General features: G+C 73.9%; 20 protein-coding genes. 14 read left to right on the top strand and 6 right to left on the bottom strand.

The window, feature by feature from the left end:
* The first annotated feature begins 229 nt into the window (after nucleotides 1-229).
* The gene (locus tag C9F11_RS39910; protein ID WP_138965040.1) at nucleotides 230-2035 is read left to right on the top strand and encodes a radical SAM protein; all 1806 of its coding nucleotides are present in this window, start codon (nucleotides 230-232) and stop codon (nucleotides 2033-2035) included.
* An 11-nt stretch (nucleotides 2036-2046) separates the two neighbouring features.
* Here C9F11_RS39910 and C9F11_RS39905 read toward each other — a convergent pair whose 3' ends face one another.
* The gene (locus C9F11_RS39905; RefSeq protein WP_249402078.1) at nucleotides 2047-3027 is read right to left on the bottom strand and encodes an EamA family transporter; all 981 of its coding nucleotides are present in this window, start codon (nucleotides 3025-3027) and stop codon (nucleotides 2047-2049) included.
* Nucleotides 3028-3371: 344 nt separating this feature from the next.
* Here C9F11_RS39905 and C9F11_RS39900 point away from each other — a divergent pair, with 344 nt between their 5' ends.
* From C9F11_RS39900 to C9F11_RS39865, 8 genes are all read left to right on the top strand, one after another.
* Nucleotides 3372-3734: a DUF6086 family protein gene (locus C9F11_RS39900; protein ID WP_138965038.1), complete on the top strand. Its 363-nt coding sequence runs from the start codon at nucleotides 3372-3374 to the stop codon at nucleotides 3732-3734.
* A 157-nt stretch (nucleotides 3735-3891) separates the two neighbouring features.
* Nucleotides 3892-4365, top strand: coding sequence for a carboxymuconolactone decarboxylase family protein (locus tag C9F11_RS39895; protein WP_138965036.1), 474 nt, complete (start codon nucleotides 3892-3894; stop codon nucleotides 4363-4365).
* 210 nt (nucleotides 4366-4575) lie between these two features.
* Nucleotides 4576-5010: a cupin domain-containing protein gene (locus C9F11_RS39890; protein ID WP_138965034.1), complete on the top strand. Its 435-nt coding sequence runs from the start codon at nucleotides 4576-4578 to the stop codon at nucleotides 5008-5010.
* A gap of 396 nt (nucleotides 5011-5406) precedes the next feature.
* Complete coding sequence (locus C9F11_RS39885) at nucleotides 5407-5517, top strand: keywimysin-related RiPP (RefSeq protein ID WP_138965032.1); 111 nt, start codon at nucleotides 5407-5409, stop codon at nucleotides 5515-5517.
* Between the two features lie 137 nt (nucleotides 5518-5654).
* Nucleotides 5655-7529, top strand: coding sequence for a lasso peptide isopeptide bond-forming cyclase (locus C9F11_RS39880; protein WP_138965030.1), 1875 nt, complete (start codon nucleotides 5655-5657; stop codon nucleotides 7527-7529).
* 67 nt (nucleotides 7530-7596) lie between these two features.
* Nucleotides 7597-7869 (top strand): lasso peptide biosynthesis PqqD family chaperone, encoded by a 273-nt coding sequence (locus C9F11_RS39875; RefSeq protein WP_138965028.1) that lies wholly within the window; start codon nucleotides 7597-7599, stop codon nucleotides 7867-7869.
* Nucleotides 7866-8282 carry a lasso peptide biosynthesis B2 protein gene (locus C9F11_RS39870; protein ID WP_138965026.1) on the top strand — a complete coding sequence of 139 codons (417 nt, stop codon included), beginning with the start codon at nucleotides 7866-7868 and terminating at the stop codon, nucleotides 8280-8282. Before C9F11_RS39875 ends, C9F11_RS39870 begins: the two co-directional genes overlap by 4 nt.
* Nucleotides 8283-8287: 5 nt before the next feature.
* Complete coding sequence (locus tag C9F11_RS39865; protein ID WP_138965024.1) at nucleotides 8288-10084, top strand: ABC transporter ATP-binding protein; 1797 nt, start codon at nucleotides 8288-8290, stop codon at nucleotides 10082-10084.
* Here C9F11_RS39865 and gap read toward each other — a convergent pair.
* Nucleotides 10041-11051 (bottom strand): type I glyceraldehyde-3-phosphate dehydrogenase, encoded by a 1011-nt coding sequence (gene gap / locus C9F11_RS39860; RefSeq protein WP_138965022.1) that lies wholly within the window; start codon nucleotides 11049-11051, stop codon nucleotides 10041-10043. The two genes, C9F11_RS39865 and gap, sit on opposite strands and share 44 nt — an antisense overlap.
* Before the next feature lie 178 nt (nucleotides 11052-11229).
* Here gap and C9F11_RS39855 point away from each other — a divergent pair, with 178 nt between their 5' ends.
* Nucleotides 11230-11727 (top strand): MarR family transcriptional regulator, encoded by a 498-nt coding sequence (locus C9F11_RS39855; RefSeq protein ID WP_212767876.1) that lies wholly within the window; start codon nucleotides 11230-11232, stop codon nucleotides 11725-11727.
* 54 nt (nucleotides 11728-11781) lie between these two features.
* Here the strand turns inward: C9F11_RS39855 and C9F11_RS39850 are convergent, their stop codons facing one another.
* Nucleotides 11782-12918: a PQQ-dependent sugar dehydrogenase gene (locus C9F11_RS39850; protein WP_138965020.1), complete on the bottom strand. Its 1137-nt coding sequence runs from the start codon at nucleotides 12916-12918 to the stop codon at nucleotides 11782-11784.
* 199 nt (nucleotides 12919-13117) lie between these two features.
* Nucleotides 13118-13879 carry a maleylpyruvate isomerase family mycothiol-dependent enzyme gene (locus C9F11_RS39845; protein WP_212767875.1) on the bottom strand — a complete coding sequence of 254 codons (762 nt, stop codon included), beginning with the start codon at nucleotides 13877-13879 and terminating at the stop codon, nucleotides 13118-13120.
* 64 nt (nucleotides 13880-13943) lie between these two features.
* Here C9F11_RS39845 and C9F11_RS39840 point away from each other — a divergent pair, with 64 nt between their 5' ends.
* The gene (locus tag C9F11_RS39840) at nucleotides 13944-14864 is read left to right on the top strand and encodes a MerR family transcriptional regulator (RefSeq protein WP_249402077.1); all 921 of its coding nucleotides are present in this window, start codon (nucleotides 13944-13946) and stop codon (nucleotides 14862-14864) included.
* 210 nt (nucleotides 14865-15074) lie between these two features.
* Complete coding sequence (locus tag C9F11_RS39835; RefSeq protein ID WP_138965016.1) at nucleotides 15075-17690, top strand: BTAD domain-containing putative transcriptional regulator; 2616 nt, start codon at nucleotides 15075-15077, stop codon at nucleotides 17688-17690.
* Here C9F11_RS39835 and C9F11_RS39830 read toward each other — a convergent pair.
* Together C9F11_RS39830 and C9F11_RS39825 are read right to left on the bottom strand one after the other, a co-directional pair.
* Nucleotides 17687-17890 carry a hypothetical protein gene (locus C9F11_RS39830; RefSeq protein ID WP_138965014.1) on the bottom strand — a complete coding sequence of 68 codons (204 nt, stop codon included), beginning with the start codon at nucleotides 17888-17890 and terminating at the stop codon, nucleotides 17687-17689. The genes C9F11_RS39835 and C9F11_RS39830 overlap by 4 nt on opposite strands.
* A 113-nt stretch (nucleotides 17891-18003) precedes the next feature.
* Nucleotides 18004-19464: a DUF4334 domain-containing protein gene (locus C9F11_RS39825; RefSeq protein ID WP_249402076.1), complete on the bottom strand. Its 1461-nt coding sequence runs from the start codon at nucleotides 19462-19464 to the stop codon at nucleotides 18004-18006.
* A 402-nt stretch (nucleotides 19465-19866) separates the two neighbouring features.
* On the opposite strand from C9F11_RS39825, the gene C9F11_RS39820 reads away from it, so the two are divergent.
* Both C9F11_RS39820 and C9F11_RS39815 read left to right on the top strand, forming a co-directional pair.
* Nucleotides 19867-21384 (top strand): prenyltransferase/squalene oxidase repeat-containing protein, encoded by a 1518-nt coding sequence (locus C9F11_RS39820; protein ID WP_138965012.1) that lies wholly within the window; start codon nucleotides 19867-19869, stop codon nucleotides 21382-21384.
* A 1-nt stretch (nucleotide 21385) separates the two neighbouring features.
* Nucleotides 21386-22744, top strand: a complete 1359-nt coding sequence (locus tag C9F11_RS39815) for a cytochrome P450 (protein ID WP_138965010.1) — start codon at nucleotides 21386-21388, stop codon at nucleotides 22742-22744.
* Nucleotides 22745-22762 lie beyond the last annotated feature (18 nt).

Genomic DNA, 22762 nt, shown 5'->3' with positions numbered 1-22762 from the left:
CAGAGCCACATGTACTGATTCACGCCATTCACCGCGGAACCCTGTCCTCACGGTGAGGAGACGGTCACGATCTGAACAAATTCTCCGTTCGATTCGGACAGGTCAAGCGGGAAAGATCCAGCGGAAAGATCCAGCGGCCAGGCCAGGAAAGCGGATCAAGCGAACACGTCGATCGGACGGATCAAGCGAACTCACCGGTGACATCATCCTGCGGAAAGATGGAGCGCTCATGACGCGAACCGATGCCCATGCGCCCGTGCTCATAGAGAAACCGTCCATCAAGTTCTCCAGCGCGCCCGAGCGCGCTGCCCTGCGGCACCTGGGCAGACCCTCCCTGCGGACGTCGAAGTCCGGCACCCGGCGGCGCGCCCGCGGGGAATCGCCCCGCGTGCTGCTCCTCGTCCCCTCGTACACCCGCGTCGTGGAGCCCTCCCCGCAACGGAGCAGCTTCCGGGCGCTCGGCCTGGACACGTTCGAGGTCATGAAGCGGGCGGGCACGCCGATCGGCCTGCTGCGCATCGCGGCGAACGCCCGGCTCTCCGGCTTCGACGTCCGCATCGTCGACTCGCCCTTCGCCGGGTGGGAGCAGGAGCGCCGGCTCGTGGACCTGGGGGGCGGCAGCACCTTGGTCCGCTACGGCCTCGACGACGCGCAACTGCGTTCCCTGATCGAGGAGTTCGACCCCGATGTCGTCGGCGTCCAGTGCATCTACACCGTCCAGTGGGGCAACGCGCGCGCCCTCGCCGACCTGGTCAAGGACATCTCCCCGGACATCGTGACCGTCACCGGCGGCGCGCACCCCAGCGGCGACTGGCAGTACGCCGTGCCGGACTCCCCCTTCGACTACGTGGTCATCAACGAGGCGGACCAGACCTTCACCGCGCTCCTTCAGGCGCTGACCGAACCGGACGGCGACGTCGACGCCGTGCCGGGCGTCGCCTACCGGCGCGCCGACGGGACCGTCGTGCGGACGACCGCCATGTCGCCGTACATGCGGATCCTGCCCAAGCGCCAGGGCCTCGACCAGCGGCTCGGCATGATGCCGCTGCCCGACTTCGGCATGCTGGACATGCGCCAGTACGAGCAGGCCTACCACTCCTCGGGCAAGCGGGTGCGCGACCGGGGCTCCTGGGCGCAGATCTTCTCGACCATCGGCTGCAACGTGGGCTGCGACTTCTGCTACATCCCGATGGTGAACGGACCGTGGCGGGCGCTCGGGACCGACTGGTTCGATCTGCACCTGGCCGAGATACGCAAGCACGGCGTGACCGAAGTCCTCATCGAGGACGACCACTTGCTGCACGACCCGCTGTACGCGATGGAGACCTTCAAGCTGCTGCGCAAGCACGACCTGCCGTGGGTCGAGGAGGGCGGCCTGAGCCTGTTCAACCTCGTGCTGCTGCACCTGGGCGCCGAGTTCGCGGACGGCATGGACGAGGCCGAGCGGCGCAACCCCAACTTCCGCAACGTCCTCGCGGCGATGCGGGCCGGGCTCACCTGCCGGGACCTGATCAAGGCCATGGCCGACGGCGGCTGCTACAGCGTCTACCTCGCGGTGGAGAGCGCCAACGAGGACAGCCTCGTGGAGTCGGGCAAGCCCCGGCTCAACGCCTTCCAGAAGGCGACCGGCGAGATCGTGGAGATGTTCACCGAGTACGGCATCCAGGTCACCGGCGGCTTCATGCTCGGGTTCGTCAACCCGCCCGAGCGGCCCGGGGACGAGCCGTACATCGAGTCCCTCGAGCAGATCGAGAAGACCATCGACTACGCGGTCACGCTCATGGGCCACGGCATGGCGTACGCCAACCCCTTCATCGTCACGCCGCTGCCGGGCACGAAGATGTGGGACTTCCAGAAGGACTACGTCGTACGCCACTACGACAACGGCTGGTCGCACGAGAAGGGGACCATGGCCACCGACCGGTGGAGCGCGGAGGACATCGAGCGCGCGCGTCTGGAGCTGCTGGTGCGGGCCAACGGCGCCGACAAGGTGGTGGAGATGGTCCGCCGGGGCACCTGGCCGGTGGACGCCTGACCCGGCCGGGCTCAGCCCCTTCGCGGGCGGCTGGGCCCGGCACGGCCCCGCTCGCGCGCCGCTCGCAGGGCGTCCGCCGAGGCCAGGGTGGCGCCACCGGCGATCAGCACGCTGGCGGCGGCGACGGGCCAGCTCGCGTCCGCGCGGCCGGTGGCGACGAGGAGCGCGGTGGACAGCAGCGGGGCGAAGTAGGAGAAGGTGCCGAGGAGTTGGATGTCGCCGTGCTTGGTGCCGTGGTCCCAGACGTAGAAGGCGCCGCCGACCGGGCCGAGCCCCAGGGCGAGCACGGCGAGCCACTGCCAGCCGTCGGGCCGGACCGTGTCCTCGAACACCAGGTGGCAGACGGCCGCGAGGGCGGCCGTGGCCAGGCAGAAGAAGGCGACCATGTCCGTGGGGACCTGCGGGTACCGGCGGTTGGCGACGGAGTACGCCGACCACACCACCGCGCAGACGGCGGCCGCGGCGTACCCGAGCAGGTACTCGCCCCGAAGGTGCACCCCCTCGCCGCCGGTGACCAGCAGGAAGGTGCCGCCGAGCCCGAGGACCGCGCCCGCCGTGTGCCACCAGCGCAGCCGCTCGCCGGGCAGGGCCGCGGAGAACACGACGATGAGCAGCGGCCACAGATAGGCGATGAGTCCCGCGTCGACCGCCGGGGCGTTGCGCAGGGCCAGGAAGTAGAAGAAGTGGTAGCCGAACAGGCCGCCGATGCCGAGGGCCCAGGCACCGCCGGGCAGCCCGCGGGCGAGCGCCGCGCCGCCGCGGACGGCCCGGGGCAGCCCCAGGAGCCCGCCGACCAGGAACGCCATGGCGGTGAGCTGGAACGGCGGGATCCGCCCGGTCAGCGTGGTGACCAGGGCCAGTGACGCCCACAGCAGGACGGCCACCGCCCCGATCCCGGTGGCCCGCAGCTGACGCGTCGACTGCGACGCGGCGGCATGCCCCTGCCCCTGCCCCGACGCGATGACGTCGGCTCGTGTGTTCCGCGCGTCCACCAGTCCTCCAGTCCCCCGTGCCCGGTAACGGCGCGTCCTCGTACAGCTACCGGGAATGCTACTGACGCGGCGAACGGCACCCGCACATTCCGGACAGTCGTGAGGAGACCACGAGGAGTCCGCGAGAAGGCCGCGAGGGGTTCCGGCGCGGGGCGCGCACCCCTGCGACCACCGAACGACTCCTCGTGTCGAGCACAACCACAAACTACTGACAGTGACGACCTGGTCGTGAGAAGTTGGCTTTCCGGGGCGAAGTTCCACAGTTTGATCACGCTGGGTCGCGGTACGCCGTACGATCTTGGCCGTTGATCCCGCTGCCTGCCACCCGATCCGAAAGGCCCCAGGTGAGCCAGTACTTCGAGATGGGCGACGAGACGCTGTGGAACCCCTCCGGCGGAGCGGCGCGGCTGTTCCTGCGCCAGGTGGAGGTCTTCGAGGCCGAGCTCGGTGTGCCCTCCGGCGTCGGCCCGATGGAGAACGACGAGTCACACATCGACCCCGATGCGTTCGGCGACTTCGTCAACGCCTTGGTGGCCCACCACCGCAGAACCCATCACGCCGTCGTCCTCGCCCTGACGGACGGGTTCCTCGCCACGGTGCTCGCGCTGGCCGAACGGGCCGGTGTCGCGGCGGAGTTGGAGGACGAGGAGTGGTCGGCCCGGCTGCGGGAGCGGGCGCGCGAACTCGACCGGTACATGGCGCGTTGAGCCCACCGCGGGGCCGAGCCCGCCGCGGGGTGACGTCCCCCGCGCCTTCGGCGGACCGCGCGCATGTGGCACAGGTCACCCACCTCGCCCTGTCACAACCGGCCGGGTCGGTCCGGTCAGTACTGGTGAACCACCCCTACGGCGAGGAGAGCACACCATGGACGCGCGTCTGAACTACTTCGGCAACGCACTCGGGGCCAAGGTCCTGCGGCACATCAACTCGGCGAGCAAGGTGGTGTCGGACTCCGCGCTCCCGTCCGCCACGCAGGAGCTGGTGAAGATCCGCGCGAGCCAGATCAACGGCTGCGGGTTCTGCACCGACATGCACACCACAGACGCGGCGCACGCGGGTGAGACCGCCCAGCGCCTCAACCTGGTGGCCACCTGGCGGGAGGCCACGGTCTTCACCGAGGCCGAGCGCGCCGCGCTCGAGCTCGTGGAACAGGGCACCCGTACCGCGGACGCCGCGGGCGGGGTCGGGGACGAGGCCTGGGCCGACGCGTCCAAGCACTTCGACGAGGACCAGCTGGCCGCGCTGATCTCCCTGATCGCCCTGATCAACGCGTACAACCGCATCAACGTCATCAACCGGCAGCCCGCCGGGGACTACCAGCCCGGCCAGTTCGGCTGAGACGCCCGCCTCCGCGGAGCCGCCCTTTTCCTCCGGGCGGCTCCGCTCGTGCGACGTGGCGTGCGGGCGCGGCGCCGGTGGTGCTCATCCGGTGCCGTGCCCGGTTCGGCGGACTCACCTACCGCGGGGGCACCACACTGTTGACCACCGTCCCGCCCGGTGGCCGCCGGGGGGGACGCCTGTCCATCACACCACCCTGGAGGGACCGTCATGCGCCATCTGTCACGGCTCGGAGCGATCGGCGCCGTCCTCATCGCTCTCGCGTTACCCGCGGGCGCCGCCCACGCGACGCCCGGCGGACCCGGCGTCGTCGGCAACGTCATCGCCCGGACCACCGTCGGCGACCGGGACTACGTCCTGCGCGAGGTCACCATCCCGCCCGGTCAGGCCACGGGATGGCACTACCACGACGGCACGCTGTACGCCCGCGTCAAGCAGGGGACCCTCAGCCACTTCGACGCCACCTGCGCCTCGAGCGGGGTGCACCCCGAAGGCAGCACCCTCCAGGAGCCTCCGGGCGCCGACCACGTGCACCTCGGCCAGAACCGCGGCACCACCGACCTCGTGCTCCAGGTCCTCTACGTCCTGCCGCACGGTGCGCCCTTCTCGCAGGACGCACCCAACCCGGGCTGCGACTTCGAGTAACTCCAGGGCCCTGTCGGTGTTTTCCGCACCTCTGCCACCGGCAGCGCACACGCGGGAGCGCACTCCGGCCGTCCAGGGCGCACGCCCGGCACAGTGCAACGCGGCACCCTGCGCGACCCATTGTGATGATGTGGCCCTCTCCCTAACGTAGGGCACCGGAAATTCGGACAGGAATTCACGGAGCACGACGCACTTCTCCGGCAGAAACACGTTCCGCGCGGACCGGACGAAGTGGCTCCGGAATTTCAGCATCTCTGCATTTCGCTGACTTTCAGGAAGGCATGCAGCGAGTCGGCGAAATGCACAGGCACCGCTCAATTTCATTCCGGATTTCCATGGCAGGTGACCTGCGGCACGTCCGTCCCCGAACACGAGCGAGCAGGAGGGAAGACTCTCATGCGCACTTACGAACGCCCCACACTGGCCAAGGCCGGTGGCTTCCGCAAGGTGACCGGCGCGGGAATCAGGGGTCCGAAGGACCTTCTGGGTCTCAAGCAGCTCCTCTGATCCGATCCGGTCGGCGCTGCGGTCGGCCCGACGCCGGGTGGTGGCTCCTGGCCGCCGCCCGGCCCCTCCGCCGCCGCCCGTCCGTCGCACGGGCCGCCGCTCACCGGCGGTCCGTGCGACCCGCGAAGGGGTATGCCGTGGACTCGCTGTTCTCCCTCCGGGCGGCGCCCGCCTGGTTCCTCGTCCTGCCCGACACCGACGCCGCGGCCCCCGCCGCACGCGCCGCCCTCCCCCACACCACGCGCCGGCTGCACCACGCCTCCGGACGGCCGTGGCTGATCGGCCGCTGGGCACCGGGCACCGCGACGTGCGGGGGCCGGGGCCGGGCGCGGATCGCGGTCATCGGCGAGCACGCCGTGTCCTCCGCGGAGGCTGACCGGGCGGCGGCCGTCGCGGACTCCCCCGCCGCGCTCGACCGCCGCGCCGCCGCCTGGCCGGGCAGCTTCCACCTGGTGAGCTCCGTCGCCGGACAGGTACGCGTACGGTGCGGCGCCATCGGCGTACGACGCGTCCACCACGCCAGGACCGGCGCCGCGGGCGACGCGGTGACGCTCGCCAGCGACCGCGCCGACGTCCTGGCGGACCTGATCGGCGCCCCGCTCGACGAGCGGCGCCTCGCGGTGGAGCTGCTCACCCCCGACATGCTGCACCCGCTGTCCGGGCAGCCCCTGTGGCACGGCGTGCACACGGTCGCGGGCGGCCACAGTCTGACGCTGACCCCCGACGGAGCGGCACGCGAGACCCGTTGGTGGTCCCCGCCCGCGGGCGAGGTGCCCCTCTCCGTGGGGGCCGCCGCCCTCCGGGACGCGCTCGGCGCCGCCGTGCGCGTCCGTACGCGGGGCCGCGACCTCGTGACGGCCGACCTCGGCGGTCTCGACTCCACCGCCGTGTGCTGCACCGCCGTCCGCTCCGGGACGCCCGTCGTCGCCTACACCGTGGCCCAGCACGACGTGCTCGGCGACGACGTGCACTGGGCCCGGCGCACCATCGACGCCCTCGGCGCCGTCGTGGCCGTCGACGGGGGCGGCCCGGTCGAACACCACGTCGTCCCCGCCGACGCGGTGCCGATGACGTACGACGGCCTGGACGCGCTCGACGACGTCCTGGACGGCCCCAGTGCGATCACCGTGGACCGCAACCGGCGCATGTGCCTGCTGGAGCTGGCCGCCGCGCGCGGGTCCCGGATGCATCTGAGCGGTCTCGGCGGGGACGAACTCCTCGCCGGGACCCCCGCCCGGCTGCACGCCCTGCTGCCCGGCCACCCGGCCGCCGCGCTCCGCCAGCTGCGCGGCTACACCGCGAAGTACCGCTGGCCCCGGCGGCGGGTGCTGCGCGCCCTGTGCGACCGGCGCGGCTACGGCTCCTGGCTGTACCGCGTCGCCGACCACCTCACCGACCCACCGCCCGCCGTCGACGAACCGCTGCTCGACTGGGCCGTGCCACCGCGCATGCCGCCCTGGGCGACGCCCGACGCGGTCGCTGCCGTGCGCGAACTCCTCCGGGCCCGGGCGCCGTCGGCCCGGCCGCTCGGCCGCGGGCACGGCGAGCACCGCGAACTGGCCGCGATGGCCTCCTTGTCCCGGACCGCCCGGTACATCGACCAGATCTCCGCGGCCCACGGCGTGACCTTCGCCGCGCCCTACTACGACGACCAGGTCGTCGAGGCCTGTCTGGCGGTGGCGCCGCAGGAGCGCATCACGCCCTGGCGCTACAAGCCGCTGATCGTGGAGGCGATGCGCGGCACCGTGCCCGAGGCCGTGCGCACCCGCGCCACCAAGGCCAACGCCACCTTCGAGGAGGAGGCCGGGCTGCGGGCGCACCGGGCCGGTCTCCTCGCGCTGTGCGACCAGTCCCGCCTGGCCCGGCTCGGCCTGATCGACGCGCGGGTCCTGCGCGCCTGGTGCGCCCGGCCGCTCTCGGCGGAGCTGGAGAGCGACCTGCTGCACCCGACCGTGGCCTGCGAGGTGTGGCTGCGCTCCCGGCGGACCGCACCCGCCCCCGCCGGTCCGTGACCGTTCGGCGCACCACCCGTACGACCACCACCGCTCGCGGTTCATCCGCACGCCCGAGGAGTGAGACATGGCGCTCGCACTGCGGCCCACCGTCCTGCTGACCGAGACCGAGTACGGCGCCGCGCTGCTCGACCAGCGCAGCGGCGAGTACTGGACCCTCAACCCCACCGCCGCCTGCGTCCTGCGCTGCCTGGTCCGCGGCCGCGGCACCGACGACGCGGTCCGGGCCCTGACCGGGGAGTACGACGTGAGCGCCGAAACCGCGGCACAGGACGTCGCCCGCATCGTCGACGAGCTGCGTTCGGCGCGGCTTGTGAGCCTGGAGGGCGAGGACGCATGACCCTGTCCGAAGCGGTTCCCCACGACCCGCGCTCCGTGCCGCTTCCGGGACGGCTCGCCACCCGCTGCGCGGTGGCACTGGCCCATCTGCTGGCCACCCGGCCGCCGGGCCGCATCCGCGCGCTGCTGACCCGGCTGCGCCGCGGCGCCCGGCCCGCGACGGCCGCCGAGGCCGAGGCGGCGCGCACCACCGTGGTCACCGTCAGCCTCTCCTGCGCGGGCCAGAAGGGCTGTCTGGCACGGTCGTTGGCCACGGTCCTGCTGTGCCGCATGCGCGGCCAGTGGCCCACGTGGTGCGTGGGGGTGCGCACCCGTCCGCCGTTCGCGGCGCACGCCTGGGTGGAGGCCGAGGGCGTCCTGGTGGGCGAGGACTGCCCCCACGACTACTTCCAGCGCTTCTTCACCGTGGAGTAGCCGACGTGCCCCCGCGCCCCGGAGCGGCGGCGCCCGCGGGCACCGGCCGCCGGGCCCTGCTGCGCACGCTGCGCCCCCAGCGGGCCGCCCTCGCCACCGGCACCGCGCTCAACCTCGTGGGCGGCGGGCTCGCGCTGCTCCAGCCGCTGGCGGCCAAGTGGCTGGTGGACGGGCTCGCGCAGGGCCGCTCCACGGCCGGGCCGCTGGCGCTGCTCGGCGTGCTCGTGCTGTGCGGCGCGCTCGTCGTCGGCGTGGGCTACTACGTCCTCGAACGCGGCGCCGAGGCCGTCCTGTGCGGCACGCGCCAACGTCTGACGGACCGTCTGCTGCGGCTGCGCGTGCCCGAGTGGGAGCGTCACGAGCCGGGCGACCTGATCGCCCGGGCCACGTCCGACACGACGCTGCTGCGCCAGATCGCCGTCGAGGGAACGGTCGCGGCCGTCACCGGAACCGTCATCACCTTCGCCACCCTCGTCCTGATGGGTCTGCTGGACCTCGTGCTGCTCGGCGTCACGCTGCTGGTGATCTCCCTGGTCGGGCTCGCGGTCGGCGCGGTTGCCCCCCGCATCGGCCGCGCCACCCGCCGGACCCAGGAGGCCGTCGGCGCCCTGGGGTCCGGCCTCGAACGCGCTCTGGGGGCCTTCCGCACGGTGAAGGCCGCGGGCACCGAGCAGCAGGAGAGCCACCGTCTGCACGCGGTGGCGGAGCGGGCGCGGCGGACCGGGGTCAGCGCCGCGGTCTGGCAGTCCACGGCGGCCACCGCCTCCGCCCTGGCCGTCCAGCTGTCGTTCCTGGTCGTGCTGGGGGTCGGCGGCGCACGGGTGGCCTCCGGCGCCGTCTCGGTCGCGACGCTGGTCGCCTTCCTCCTCTACCTCTTCTCGCTGGCCCCGCGCGTCGGTCAACTGGCCGAGGCCGTGGGGCAGTTCCAGATGGGTTCGGCGGCGGCCGCGCGCATCCACGAGGTCGAGGCGATGGCCACCGAGGCCGTGGACGCCCGCCCCGGCGCCGCCGTGCCGCCCGGGGCGGGCGCGGGGCCCGCGACCGTGGCCTTCGACCGGGTGTGCTTCGCCTACCGCGACGGCGGGGCCGCCGCCCACCACCACGTGTCGTTCACCGTGCCCGCCGGTGGCACGACGGCCTTCGTCGGACCGTCCGGAGCGGGCAAGACCACCGTGTTCTCCCTGATCGAGCGCTTCCACGACCCGGACAGCGGGCAGGTCCTCGTCGACGGCGTCGACGTCCGCCACTGGCGGCTCGCGCGGTTGCGCACGGCCATCGGATACGTCGAGCAGGACTCCCCCGTCCTCGCCGGAACCCTGCGCGACAACCTGGTCTACGGCGTCCCGTGCCCCACCGACGCCCAGGTGGACGACGTGGTGCGCCGCACCCGTCTCGACGCGCTGGTCCAGCGGCTCCCCCACGGCCTCGACACCCCCGTCGGGCACCGCGGGGGCCGGCTCTCCGGCGGTGAGCGGCAGCGGGTCGCCATCGCGCGCGCCCTGTTGCGCCGCCCCCGGCTGCTGCTCCTGGACGAGGCCACCTCCCAGCTCGACGCCGCCAACGAGGCCGCGCTGCGCGACGCCGTGGCCGAGGCGGCCCGCACCACGACCGTCCTGGTGGTCGCCCACCGGCTGTCCACCGTCGCCGCCGCGGACCGGATCGTCGTCATGGAGGAGGGCCGGGTGCGCGCGGTGGGCACCCACCCCGAACTCCTGGCGGGCGACGCCCTCTACCGGCGGCTGGCCGCCACGCAGTTCCTCACGCGGGAAGGGAGCCGCCCACCAGCAGCCCCAGGTCGATGAGGCGGTTGGCGTACCCCCATTCGTTGTCGTACCAGCCGACGACCTTCACCTGCGGGCCGACGACACGGGTGAGCTCGGCGTCGAAGACGCACGAGGCGGGGTCGCCGACGATGTCGGTGCTCACGAGCGGGGCCTCGGTGTAGTTCAGCAGCCCCTTGTACGCGCCCGCCGCGGCCTCCGCGTACGCCGCCTTGACCTCCTCCACCGTGGTGCGCCGGGTGGTGGTGACCGTCAGGTCGGTGACCGAGCCGTCGGGGACGGGCACGCGGAGCGCGAACGCGTCGAGGCGGCCCCGGAGTTCGGGCAGGACGAGGCCGATGGCCCGGGCGGCGCCGCTGGAGGTCGGCACGACGTTGAGGGCGGCGGCGCGGGCGCGGCGCAGATCCTTGTGCGGGGCGTCCTGGAGGTTCTGGTCCTGGGTGTAGGCGTGGACGGTGGTCATCATGCCGGACTCGATGCCGACGGCGTCGTGCAGCACCTTGGCGAGGACACCGAGGCAGTTGGTGGTGCACGAGGCGTTGGAGATGATCGTGTGGCGCAGCGGGTCGTACGCGTCGTCGTTCACGCCGAGCACGACCGTGATGTCCTCGCCGCTGGCCGGGGCCGCGACGATGACCTTCTTGGCGCCGCCGTCGACGTGGGCGCGGGCCTTGGCGGCGTCGGTGAAGACGCCGGTGGACTCGATGACGACGTCCACGCCGAGGTCGCCCCAGGGCAGCGCGGCCGGGTCGCGTTCGGCCAGCACCCGGACGGTGGTGTCCCCGGCGCGGATCGCGCCGGGCTCCGCCCTCACCTCGCCGGGGAAGCGGCCGAGCAGGGAGTCGTGGGCGAGCAGATGGGCCATGGTGGCGACGTCGCCGAGGTCGTTGACCGCGACGATCTCCAGGTCCTCGCCGCGGGCCGCCGCCGCGCGGAAGACGTTGCGGCCGATCCGGCCGAAGCCGTTGATGCCGATGCGGACAGTCATGGTCTCTCCTCGGTCGTCCCTGCGTGGGGCGCTCCCGCGCGACGGCGTCCCTGTCCGGTACGCCAGGACGTGACGCGACGTGCGGAAGCGGCGGGCACGCTCCACCGCACGCCGCAGCGCGAGGCACCCGCCACAACAGCATAAACAGCTTATATAAGAGACGCGATATATTTCGGCCGTGGACGACAACGCGCACACCGACCAAGCGCAGGGCAGCGCCGCCCCGCACACCCCCGATCTGGACGTGGACGCCTTCACCGCGGCCCTCGAGGACTTCAACCGCTTCTACATCCGGCTGCCCACGCTGGAGAAGCACCCCTTCACGACCCTGTCGGTGCTCGACACCCTGGCCTTCGGCGGCAGCCCCCGGCGGCTGACCGAGCTGACGAGGACCGAGCAGATCACCCAGCCCGCCATCACCCAGCTGATCACCCGCCTGGAGCGCGACGGTCTGGTCGAGCGCCGCCCCGACCCGAGCGACGGACGCGCCGTCCTCGTCCACATCACCGAGGCGGGCCGGCGCATCGGCCGGTCCCGCCACGACGACCGCACCCGGCACCTGGCCCCGCTCGTCGAGCGGCTCGCCCCGGAGGACCGCCGGGCGCTGGCCGCGGCGATGCCCGCGCTGACCCGCCTGGCGGCCCTCGGGAGGGCCGAGGAGCACCGGCCCGGATAGCCGCGCCGGCCGCCGGGGCGCTCGCCTACGCGCCGCGTCCGCCCGGGGCGGGCATCACGCGGGGTCGACGCGGTGGATGCTGCCGCCGATGTCGAGCGCGTACAGCTCGCCCCTGCGGCTCTGCACGAACGAGACGACCTCGCCGCCGTTGACGCCGAGGTCGCCCGCGCCGGTCACCTTGCCGTTCTCGATCTTCAGGGTGCGCAGGGTGCCGTCGCAGTAGTCGCTGTAGACGTACTGCCCCCGCAGGGCCGGGATCGCCCTGCCCCGGTAGACGAAGCCGCCGGTCACCGAGCAGCCGAGGCCGTTGCGGTCGTACTCGTGGACCGGCGGCACGTGGTTCGCGGGCTCCGTGCCGCCGCGGAACGGGTGGGTGCCCTCCATCTGCGACCAGCCGTAGTTCTCGCCGCCCTTGCTCCTGGCCGGGGCCCAGTCGATCTCCTCCCAGGCGCTCTGGCCGACGTCACCGATCAGCAGGTCGCCCGTGCCCGCGTCGAAGGAGAACCGCCACGGGTTGCGCAGCCCGTACGACCAGATCTCGTCCCTCGCCTTCGGGTCGTTGACGAAGGGGTTGTCCCGCGGGATCGCGTAGGGCTTGCCGCCCCTCGGGTCGATCCGCAGCAGCTTGCCGAGCAGGGTGTCGAGGTTCTGCCCGTTGCCGTGCGGGTCGCCGCCCGCGCCGCCGTCGCCGAACGCGATGTAGAGGTAGCCGTCCGGGCCGAACTTGATGTCGCCGCCGTTGTGGTTCGCGTACGGCTGCGTCTGGGTGAGGACGGTGCGCCGCGTGTCCGGCCGGATCCTGCCGTGCCGCACGGCGAACTCGTCCACGACGCTGGTGCCTTCGAGGTTGGTGAACGAGATGTAGAAGTGTGCGAACCCCTTGTCGAACGCGATGCCCAGCAGGCCGCGCTCACCGTCCGTGGTGGTCTCCTTCGAGATGTCGAGGACGGGCTTCCCGAGCCCCTTGGCGTCCAAGGGCCTGACGGTGCCCGCGCGTTCGGCTATCCACACCGTGCCGCCGGGGCCCGCGGCTCCGGCGATGGGGTTCTGGGCCGTGGCCACCTTCGTGAGCGCGACCTTCGCCGCTCGCGGCGGGGCGGCGCGCTCGTCGGCGGAGGCCGTGGTCAGGGCGAGGGAAGCGACGAGGCAGAGGGCGCCGACGATCGCCGAGCTTCTGGTGCGTACGTTCACCGTGATCCTCCTGGAGGCGGCGAAGGGGAGGTCACCCGGCTGCTGGGGGCAGTTCTAGGGGGTGTCGCCCGTGCCAGCACGCAACCTGGGTGGGGGGATGGTGTGCTACTGGCCACGCATGAGGGTACTGGGATCGAGGTGATTGGTGTAGACCAAGACCCGCTCCTTCTCTGCCCGTTCAACGAAATCCCTCCCCGGGTCACAGCGCCGAGTGGGACAGCCAGTGGTCCAGTAGTGCGCGGTCGCCCGTCACCGTCACACGGGCGTCCTCCGGCGGGATACGGCGGTTCACCACCAGCAGGAGGTCCGCGACGGCGGCCGAGACCACCGTGTCGGCGTCGGCGTGGCCGCGCCGCCAGCGCACGCCGTCGGGCGTGCGGGTGATCACCCAGCCCGCTCCGGAAGGGGGCCGGAATCCGATCCGTTCGCCGCGGCCGCGCAGTTCGGCGGCAGCGGGCCTGAGCGTCTCCCAGGCCGGCGCGGCGAGGAGCTCCAGATGCTCGCTGAGCACCTCGGCCGCGAGGTCGTCGGCGACCTCGAACGCGGTGTCCGTGGCGTGCGCGGCGTCGTAGTGGTGGACGCAGGTGTCGCTGAGCATCCTGCGCAGCCAGGAGACCGCGGGCCGGGGCCCGAGGAACGTCTGCACCACGGTGTCCGCGCCGGTCTCCCCGAGCGCCCGGATCACGTCGTCCGCGCCCTCGCGCAGCCACCCGGCCCAGTCGTCCGGGGTGCCGGGATCGGCCTCCCACGGGTCGGGGACCGGCAGCTGTTCACCCTTGCGCACCAGTTCGGCCGCCCACCGGTGCTCCTGGCCGACGTGCCCGACGAGGGTGCGCAGCGGCCACTCCGGGCAGGTCGGCACCCGGGTGTCCTGGGGCTTTCCCGCGACCGCGCGGACGAACCCTCCGGTCTGCTCCCGCAGGCCCTCCACGAGCCGTGCGGTGTGCAGCGTCGACGACATCACGAAATCTCCTCCCATGCGGCTACGCCGGTACGGTAGGAGCTCCAGTCCAGTGGAGGTTCAAGTGCCTTTACTCGATGGCACGCTCGGCATCGGCGACCTGGCACGGCTGACCGGCGTGCCGGTGCGGACCGTTCGCTTCTACTGCGACGAGGGCATCGTCGACTCGGTGCGCAGCACGGGCGGTCACCGCAGGTTCGACCCGTCGGCGGTCGAGCGGCTCTGTCTGGTCAGAAGGCTGCGCGGCCTCGGCCTCGGCCTGCCGTCCATCAGGAACGTGCTCGCCGGGGAGCGCTCCGTGGGGGAGGTCGTCGCCGCCGAGCGGGCCGCGCTCGACGTGCAGCTCGCCGACATGGCCTGGCGACGGGCCTCGCTGCGCGCGGTCGAGGAGGCCGAACCGGCCGACCGGGCCGCGCGCCTCGAACTGCTCGCCGCCGTGGCGGGCGGGGGCGCGGCCCGCGACGCGCTGATCGACTTCTGGAAGCGCACGAGGGTCGCCCCGGCGTCCGAGGCGACGCTCTCCGCCTTCGTGACCATGGCGGTGCCGGAGCCGCCCGCGGACCCGACGCCGCCGCAGGTCGTCGCGTTCGCCGAGCTGGTCGCCCTGACCGGCGACCGGGTGCTCACCCGCGGCCTGCTGGCCATGGCGCGGGCCAACGCCGAACTCATCGCCGACGAGGACGAGCTGATCCACGGCATCCGCGACGCGTGCGCCCTCGCCAGGCCCCGGGTGCGGGCGGGCGAGGCACCCCGCGTGGGCCCCGAGCTCGACCGCTTCGTCGCCGTGCACGCGGCGGTGCGCGGCACCACCGACACGCCGCGGTTCCGGCGCCGACTCCTGGCCGATGTGGCCGCCGACCACGACCGCGGCATGCGCCGCTACTGGCACCTGGTCGCCGAGGCCAGCGGTGACCCCGTCACCTTCGGCGCGTCACACCTGTGGCTGACGGACTCCCTCGACGTGTGCGTGCAGGCCCGGGGCTGAACCCCGCGGGAGGCGTCCGCGGCAGACGTCCGCGGAAGGCCCTTCGGAGCCCGAGGCCGCGTGCCGCCACGGCCGACCGAGCGGCGCCTGCCGGAGGGCCCGCTCGGGCGGCCGTCGTCCTGCCTTGACGTCGACATGACTTAGAGTCAACGCAGGGAGCCCAGCTCATCACCGAGCGGGGCGCGGGAACAGCTCGGCGAGGAACATCAGGTGCGCGACCGGCAGGGCAGACTCTCCTTTCGGCTGCTCGGGCCCGTGGACGGCCGGGCCGGCGACGAGCCGATCGGCGTGGGATCGCCGCAGCAGCAGGCCGTCCTCGCCCTGTTGCTGCTGGCCGAGGGCCGGGCCGTCTCGATGGCGGAGCTGATCGACGGCATGTGGGGCGAGGAGCCGCCGCGTACCGGGCACCGCACGGTCCTCACCTACGTCTCGCGGCTGCGGGCCGCGCTCGAACCGGGTCGGCACGCCGGTGAGAGCAGTCGGGTCCTCCTGTCCGTACCCGGCGGATACGCGCTGCGGGCCGAGGACGTCGAGGTCGACTCCGTCCGGTTCGAGCAGGAGGCGGCCGACCGGAGCGGCAGCGTCCACGCCCGCCACGAACGGCTGGCCGGGGCCTTGGGCCGGTGGCGCGGGACCGCGCTCGCGGGGGTGCCCGGCCCCTGGGCGCAGCGCGAGCGGGACCGTCTGGAGGAGTTGCGGTCCACGGCCCGCGAGGCACAGTTCGGCCACGCCATCGACCTGGGCATGCACGCGCGAGTCCTGCCGGAACTCCAGGCCATGGCCGCCGAGTTCCCGCTGCGCGAGCGCCTGAGCGAACTGCTCATGCTCGCCCTCTACCGCTGCGGGCGCCAGGCCGAGGCCCTGGCCGTCCACCGTGCCGTGCGGCAGGCCCTGCGTACCGAACTGGGAGTCGCGCCCTCCGCCTCGCTCGCGGACCTCCAGCAGCGGATCCTCACGGCCGACCCGGGCCTGCTGGGGCCCGCGGAGCAGGGCCGGGCCACCGGCCCGGCGGCCGCGGCTGCGGTCCGGCCGCTCCCCCAGCAGCTCCCGGCGGGCATCGCCGACTTCAGCGGCCGCGGCGCCGCGGTCGACGCGATCCGCGCCGTCCTGGCGGGCGGCGGCACGGGCCAGGACCACGCGGTCACGGTGTGCACGCTCAGCGGCACGGCGGGCGTGGGCAAGACCACCGTCGCCGTCCACGTCGCGCACGCCCTGGGCGAGGTGTTCCCCGACGGACGGCTCCACGTGGATCTGGGCGCGGGCAGCACCCCCGCCGACCCCGCCAGCGTCCTCGCGGACTTCCTCGCGGCCCTGGGCACCCCGTCCGACCGGATCCCGCTGGGCCTCGCACAGCGGGCCGCGCTCTACCGCACCCTCCTCGCGGACCGGCGCGTGCTGCTCGTCCTCGACAACGCCCTGGACGCCGAGCAGATCCGCCCCCTGCTGCCGGGCACGGCGGGCTGCGCCGTCCTGGTGACCGGCCGCTCCCGTGATCTGGCGCTCCCGGGCGCGCACCGCTTCGACCTCGACGTACCGCCCGTGTCCGAGGCGTTGGCGCTGCTCGCCGCGATCGTCGGCTCCGCGCGGGTGGCCGCCGAGCCGGAGGCGGCGCGGGCCCTCGTGGAGGCCTGCGGGCGACTGCCGCTCGCCGTGCGGATCGCGGCGTCCCGGCTCGACGGCCGCCCCGGCCGCAGCATCGCCTCGCTCGAACGACGCCTCAAGGACGAGCGTGCCCGGCTCGACGAACTGCGCGTCGGAGGCCTGGCCGTGACGTCGACGTTCCGCCTCGGCTACGGGGCGCTGTCCCCCGACGCCGCCCGCGCCTTCCGCCTGCTCGCCCTGTCCGACGCGCCGGACCTCCCGCTGGCCGTGGCGGCCGCGCTCCTGGACACGGACGAGCGCACCGCGGAGCACCTGGCCGAGACGCTCGTGGACGCGGGCATGCTCGAGTCGCACACCCCGGACCGCTACCGCTTCCACGACCTGCTGCGGCTGTACGCCCGCCACGGCACCGGGGACACGGACCGCCCCGAGGAGCGCGAGGCGGCGCTCGTGCGCGTGGCGGAGCTGCTGATCGCCACCGCGCTGCGGGCCGCGCGGGCCGTCGTGCCCGCGAAGACCCCGCGCGCCTGGCTGCGGCCCGTGCGGCACTCGGGCGTGGCCTTCGCGGGGGCCGAGGAGGTCCGGGAGTGGTTCGGCGCCGAACACGCGCTGCTCACCGCCACGGTCAACCAGCTGCTCCCCTGGGGTCCGCAGGCCCTGCGCACGGCCGTCGAGCTGCTCGGGGTCGTCGGGGTGAGCGGGCACTTCATGGGCCGCGCCCACTACCAGGAGATCAGCAGGATCGCGGGGGCCGCCGCCGAGCGGGCCCGCGCGCACGGGGATCCGGAGTACCGGGCCCGCGCCCTGCACACCCGCGCCTGGCTCTCCTTCCTCGCGGCGCGGCACGAGGCGGCGGAGGCCGATCTGCGCACGGCCCTCGCCTGCGCCACCGAGACGGACAGCGCCCTGCGCCACCACATGTCGGGCATTCTGCTGGCCCTGGTGCTCTGGGCGACGGACCGGCCCGAGGAGGCCGAGCGCACCATGCACGAGGCGGCGCGGTTCGCGGGCGACCTCCAGGACCCGGACAGTCCCGCGGCCGTCGCCCAGTACGTGGCCCGCCTGTACACGGCGCTCGGCTCCCGGCAGCCCGACGTCACGGTCATGACGCCGCTGATGCGCACCGCGGACTCCACGGGCGAGTCCCTCACCACCACGGAAGGCCTGCAACGCCTGGGCACCCTGCTGCGACGCCCGGCGCCGGACCCCGCACCCGGGCCCTAGCGGCGCGCCCGCGCCTTGCCGGACTCCCCGTAGACCGCGAGCACGGCCCCGACCACGAACAGCGCGGCGTACCCGGCCGTGGGCACGTCCCACCACTTCTGGATGAGGCCCCAGGAGTCCCCTCCGAAGACCCGGCCCAGGACCCCCAGGGCGCCCTGGATGCCGACGACCCACCCCACGATGGCGACGATGTCTTTCATGCCTTCAGCGTCGCCCGCGCCCGGGGCCGGGACATCGTCCGCCGGTCGGACCCGCCGGTAGGCCGAAGGATGCACACCGGCGTCGCCGCGGGCAGGACCGTCGGTCCCGGCGGCTACCGGGCGTCGCCCGGCGGCTTCGGCGGCGGCGACGCCACGCGGGTGAGGTGGAAGTAGAAGTCCTCGGGCGCCCCCTTCTTGTCCATGAGGCCGAGGAGCACGTCGTCGGTGAGCCGCCGGAAGTGGTCGACGACGGGCAGCTGGTCATAGACCATCGCCGTGGACCGCTTGCCGCGGTGGACGACCTCGTGGAGCCTCGCGAGCCCCAGTTCCTCGTACGAGTAGACGGTTCCGTCCTCGTCGCGGCAGAGCAGCGGCTCGACGTGTTCGGCGTCGACGAACCGCTTGCCGTACCACCGCATCGTGGCCAGCAGCGCGGCGTTCTCGCTGGTGTGCTCGAAGCCTCCGCCCCGCCAGGTGCCGACGAGGAGTTCGGGGCCGACCGGTTCGAGCCGGTCGAAGAACTCCGCGAGGCGTGCGTTGTCGCACTCCTCGCCGGACGCGATGACGTCCAGAAGTTCCTCTTCCGGGCGCTGGACGCTCATGGGCTGGACCTCCCTCGGCCGGGGGCCGGACGGTGTGGGGCGGATGTCCGTGGCGTGGTCCGGCAGCGGGGCGCCGGAGCTGGGCCGTACGGGGTCGAAGTGGTGGTACATCCGCGCGTGCCAGAGCACGGCCCTCTCCAGGGCCACCGCGGAACCGTACCCGGCCGAGCTGAGCGGGGCCAGGGTGCGCCGACAGTTCTCCAGCGCCTCCGCGGCGCGGTCGCGGGCCTCCTGCTCGCTCATGCCGAGGGCGAGCGCGTCGGTCTTTCCCTCGGACCGTTCCCGCTGGTGGCCGCGGAGGTCGTTGAGCAGACGGATCGCGAGGGCGCCCTCGCGCAGCGCGCTCCGCAGGACCGGGAGCCGCCGTGGCAGGTCCGGCTCGTCCAGGAGGGTCCACACGGCGGTGACCTGCTGTTCGACGCCGATGGTCCAGGTGCCGTGCCGCAGGTAGTCGGCCAGCCGGGGCGCGGGGCCGCCCTCGGCCCGCGCGGTCCGGGCCGCCGTGCTCTCGTACCGCATGCCGATGAGTGTCTGATGCATGCTTTCCCGCCAGAGAGCGAGGAGTTCGGGGCGGCCGTCGCGGTGCAGATCCGCGGCGATCTCCGCCAGGGCGCACGCCAGCGGGTCGTCGTCGGGACCGCCGCTGCCGCGCTCCTCCACTACGCCGTGCCAGGACAGGACGCGGTCGGCGGTCCCGCCGGGTCCCCCGTGGTCCGGCGCGTCCAGGACGTTGTCGATCGCCATCAGCCAGACCGTGAGCCGGGAGATCAGGTAGCTCGATTCCGAAGGCAGCCAGGGCGTCATGAACGCCGTCTGAAGGCACATCAGCGGAACGAGCGCGGGGTCCATGGGCAGCCCGCGCCCTTTGAGCCAGATCTCCAGGCGCGGCATGTTCCGCAACGCGGTGGAGCATGTGTCCGCTATGGAGACGATCTCCGAGGGAGGGTGGCCGTTCGGTAATGAGGTGTCCACGTCGTTCAGGCTACGTACGCGCCGAGCGTGGGGGCCACGGCGCTGAGCCGTGCCACTGACCCGTGTCGCTGACCCGTGCCGTTGACCCGAGACGCTGGGCCGTGCCGCTGACCCGTACGTCCCGACGCCGCTGACCGTACGTCCCGACGCCGCGGATCCGGCGCGGCCGACGGAATCGCGAGAGATTGAGGCCCGATGTCGACAGGATGTCCGTTACCGCCCTTACCGGACGCGGAGGTGTCGCGCTTGTCGCCCGTAGCGGGTACGTCACCCGCGCCGGGCAGGTCGCCGGCATCGGAGCCACCACCGCCGTCGGACTCGGCGCCCACGCCGGATGCCCCGCTCCCGCCCCGCACACCGCCCACCCGCGCCAGGCCCCTGCCGCCCGCGCTCGCCACCGCCGTGGACCGTGCGCTCGGCCTCGCCACCCGGCATGCCCTCGCCACCCAGTGGCCCGACGGCTCGTGGTCGTCCCTGCCGGGGCCGCGCATCACCGAGACCGCGCTGTGCACGCTGGCCCTGGCCCGCTCGCCGCACCCCGGCGCCGACCGGGCGGCCGAGCGGGGCCGGGTCTGGCTCGCGGGCGGGGCCGTTCCGCAGGACCACCATCCGGTGGCCCAGGCGGTGGAGGCGGCGCTGCTGTCACTCGCCCTGGGCACCGGCGGTCCCATAGACGTGAGCCACCCCTCCTTCGCGGACCGGGCGCTGTCGGCCCGTGCACGGCTGATCCAGGCCATCGCCCTGCACACGGGCCGGGCGACGCACGGCGGCACCGGGCCCGCCGCGCTGCGCACCCTGCTGGCCTCCGCCCTCGCCACCCCGGGGCGCCTCAAACGCTGGACCCGGGTGGAACTCTGGGCCGCCCACGCCCTGGTGGAGGCGGCCCACGGCAACCGGCCGGCCGCCCGGCGCGCCGCCCGTGCGATCGCCGACGAGCAGTCCCCGGCGGGCGACTTCTTCGCCAACCCGGTCACCACCGCTCTCGCGGCGCTCGCGCTCCAGGCCGCCGCGCCCGGCACGGCCGCCGCCCTCGGCGCCGCCCGGAATCTGATCACCGGCCAGCACCCCGACGGGACCTGGCGCTTCGCCACCAGCGACGTCTGGGACACCGCGCTGACCGTGCGGGCCTTTCGCGGCGCGGCGGCCTTCGACCGCCGGGGCCTTCCGGCCGCCGTCGCGTTCCTGGTCGAGGCGCAGAACCCGGACGGCGGCTGGCCGTACCGCTCGGGCGTCGAGTCCGACAACGACACCACCGCGGCCGCCCTGATCGCGCTGGGCGGCGCGAGCGGCGTGCCCGGCACGACGGTCGGGGCCGCGCTGCGCCACTTGGCCGGGCAGCAGACGCCCGACGGGCTGTGGCGGACCTGGCAGTCCGCCGGGGATCCTCCCGTGGACGACGTGATCGCGCATGTCGTCACCGCGCTCGACCGCCACCAGGGCCGCCACCGCACGCGGTCGGCCACCGCACGCCGCTGGCTCGCCGAGCGCCTCCGCACCCAGGGGCGCTGGCACGCCGGGTGGTACCGGGGCCTGCCGTACGCGACCGCCGAGGTCCTGCCCGCCGTCGGCGCCGCGGCCCTCGAGGTCGGTCACCCCGCCGCCCGGGCGCTGGCCGAGACCCGCAACCCCGACGGCGGCTGGCCCGTCGAGGCGGGCGGCCCCAGCGCCCCCGCGGCCACCGGCCTGGCGCTCGCCGCCCTGGAACGCGGCGGCCTCCTGGACGCCGGCCACTGGGCCGAGGGGCTCGCCTACCTCCTGGAGACCCAGCGCGCCGACGGCACCTGGCCGGGCGTACCGCTCATGTACGGGCCCCGGCCGCTGCTCACCCACTTCCCGACGCACACCCACGCGTTCGCCGCGGACGGCCTGTTCGCCGGGAAGCGACGTCTGGCCGCCGCGCACGCTCCGCAGGAGGGCTGACATGCGGCCCGACACACTGCCCGGGAGCGTCCGGGCCCCCGTCGTACCCGGCAGGCGGCCACTGACCGGGCACGCCGGACGCTTCCGCGGTGACGCGCTGCGGTTCGTGCGCGAGCTGCGGCGGTACGGGCCGGTGGCGAAGATCTACGTCGGCCCCCGCCCGGTCCATGTCGTCTCCTCGCCGGACCTGGTCCGGGAGGTGCTGACGTCGCAGGCCCGCTCCTTCGACAAGGGCGCGATGTTCGACGCGCTGCGCGTGCCGCTCGGCGACGGCCTGATCACCGCCGCGGGCGACCGTCACCTGTGCCACCGCCGCCTGCTGCAACCGGCCTTCCACCACGACCGGATCGCCCGGTACGCCGACGTCATGGCCGAGCGTTCCCTGGCCCGGGCCGCGGCCTGGGAGCCCGGGACGACGCTCGACCTGGTGCCGGAGATCGACCGCCTCGCCCTCGACATCCTGCTGCGCACCCTCTTCGCGGCGCCGCAGGACCCCGACCTGCACGCCGCCGTCAAGGACTGGCTGTCCGTCAAGTACCACGCGATGCGCCTGGCCCTGTCCCCGCTGCACGCCTGGGCCGAGCGCCTCCCGCTCCTTCCGGCGTGGCGGCCCCCGGACGACGGCCCGCTGCGCCGCCTCGTCGCCGTCCAGCAGCGCGTCGTCGACGCCTATCGCGCCACCGGCCACGACCGCGGCGACCTGCTGTCGACGCTGCTGCTCACCGGCGGCCCGGACGGCACCCTGACCGACGCCGAGGTGACCGACGAGCTCATCACCCTCTTCCTCGCCGGTACCGGCACCGTCAGCGCGTCCCTGGCCTGGACGCTGTACGAGGTCTCCCGCCGCCCCGATGTCCAGCGGCGCCTCCACGACGAGCTGGACACCGCGCTCGCCGGACGCCCCTGCGCCTTCGGCGACCTGCCCGCCCTGGTCTACACCCGGCAGGTGCTGACCGAAGCGCTGCGGCTGCATCCGCCGTCGTGGCTGCTGATGCGGCGCGCGGTGCGGCCGGTCACCCTCGGCGGCGTACGGCTCCCGCCGGGCGCCGAGGTGTTCTTCAGCCCGTACGCCCTGCACCACGACCCCGAGTTGTACGAGGAGCCCGACCGCTTCGCTCCCGACCGCTGGCCGGGCCGGGCCGCCGCGAAGGCGCCGCGCCACACCTACCTTCCCTTCGGCGCGGGCAGTCGCCTGTGCCTCGGCGAGGACTTCGCCTGGACCGAACTGACCCTGGCCCTGGCCGCGTTCACGGCCCGCCGACGTCTGCGCCCGGCCGGTTCCGCCCCCGTGCGTCCCCTGGCCGGAACGGTCCTGCGCCCCGACCGGCTGCTGCTCAGCGCCCAGGCCCGCCCGTCCTGACCCGTCCCGTACGCCCTG

This window comes from Streptomyces sp. YIM 121038, from assembly GCF_006088715.1.
In the GTDB taxonomy this organism is placed as follows: Bacteria; Actinomycetota; Actinomycetes; order Streptomycetales; family Streptomycetaceae; genus Streptomyces.
Note: the sequence above shows the minus strand (reverse complement) of the source record. Positions and strands in the feature narration are given on the sequence as shown.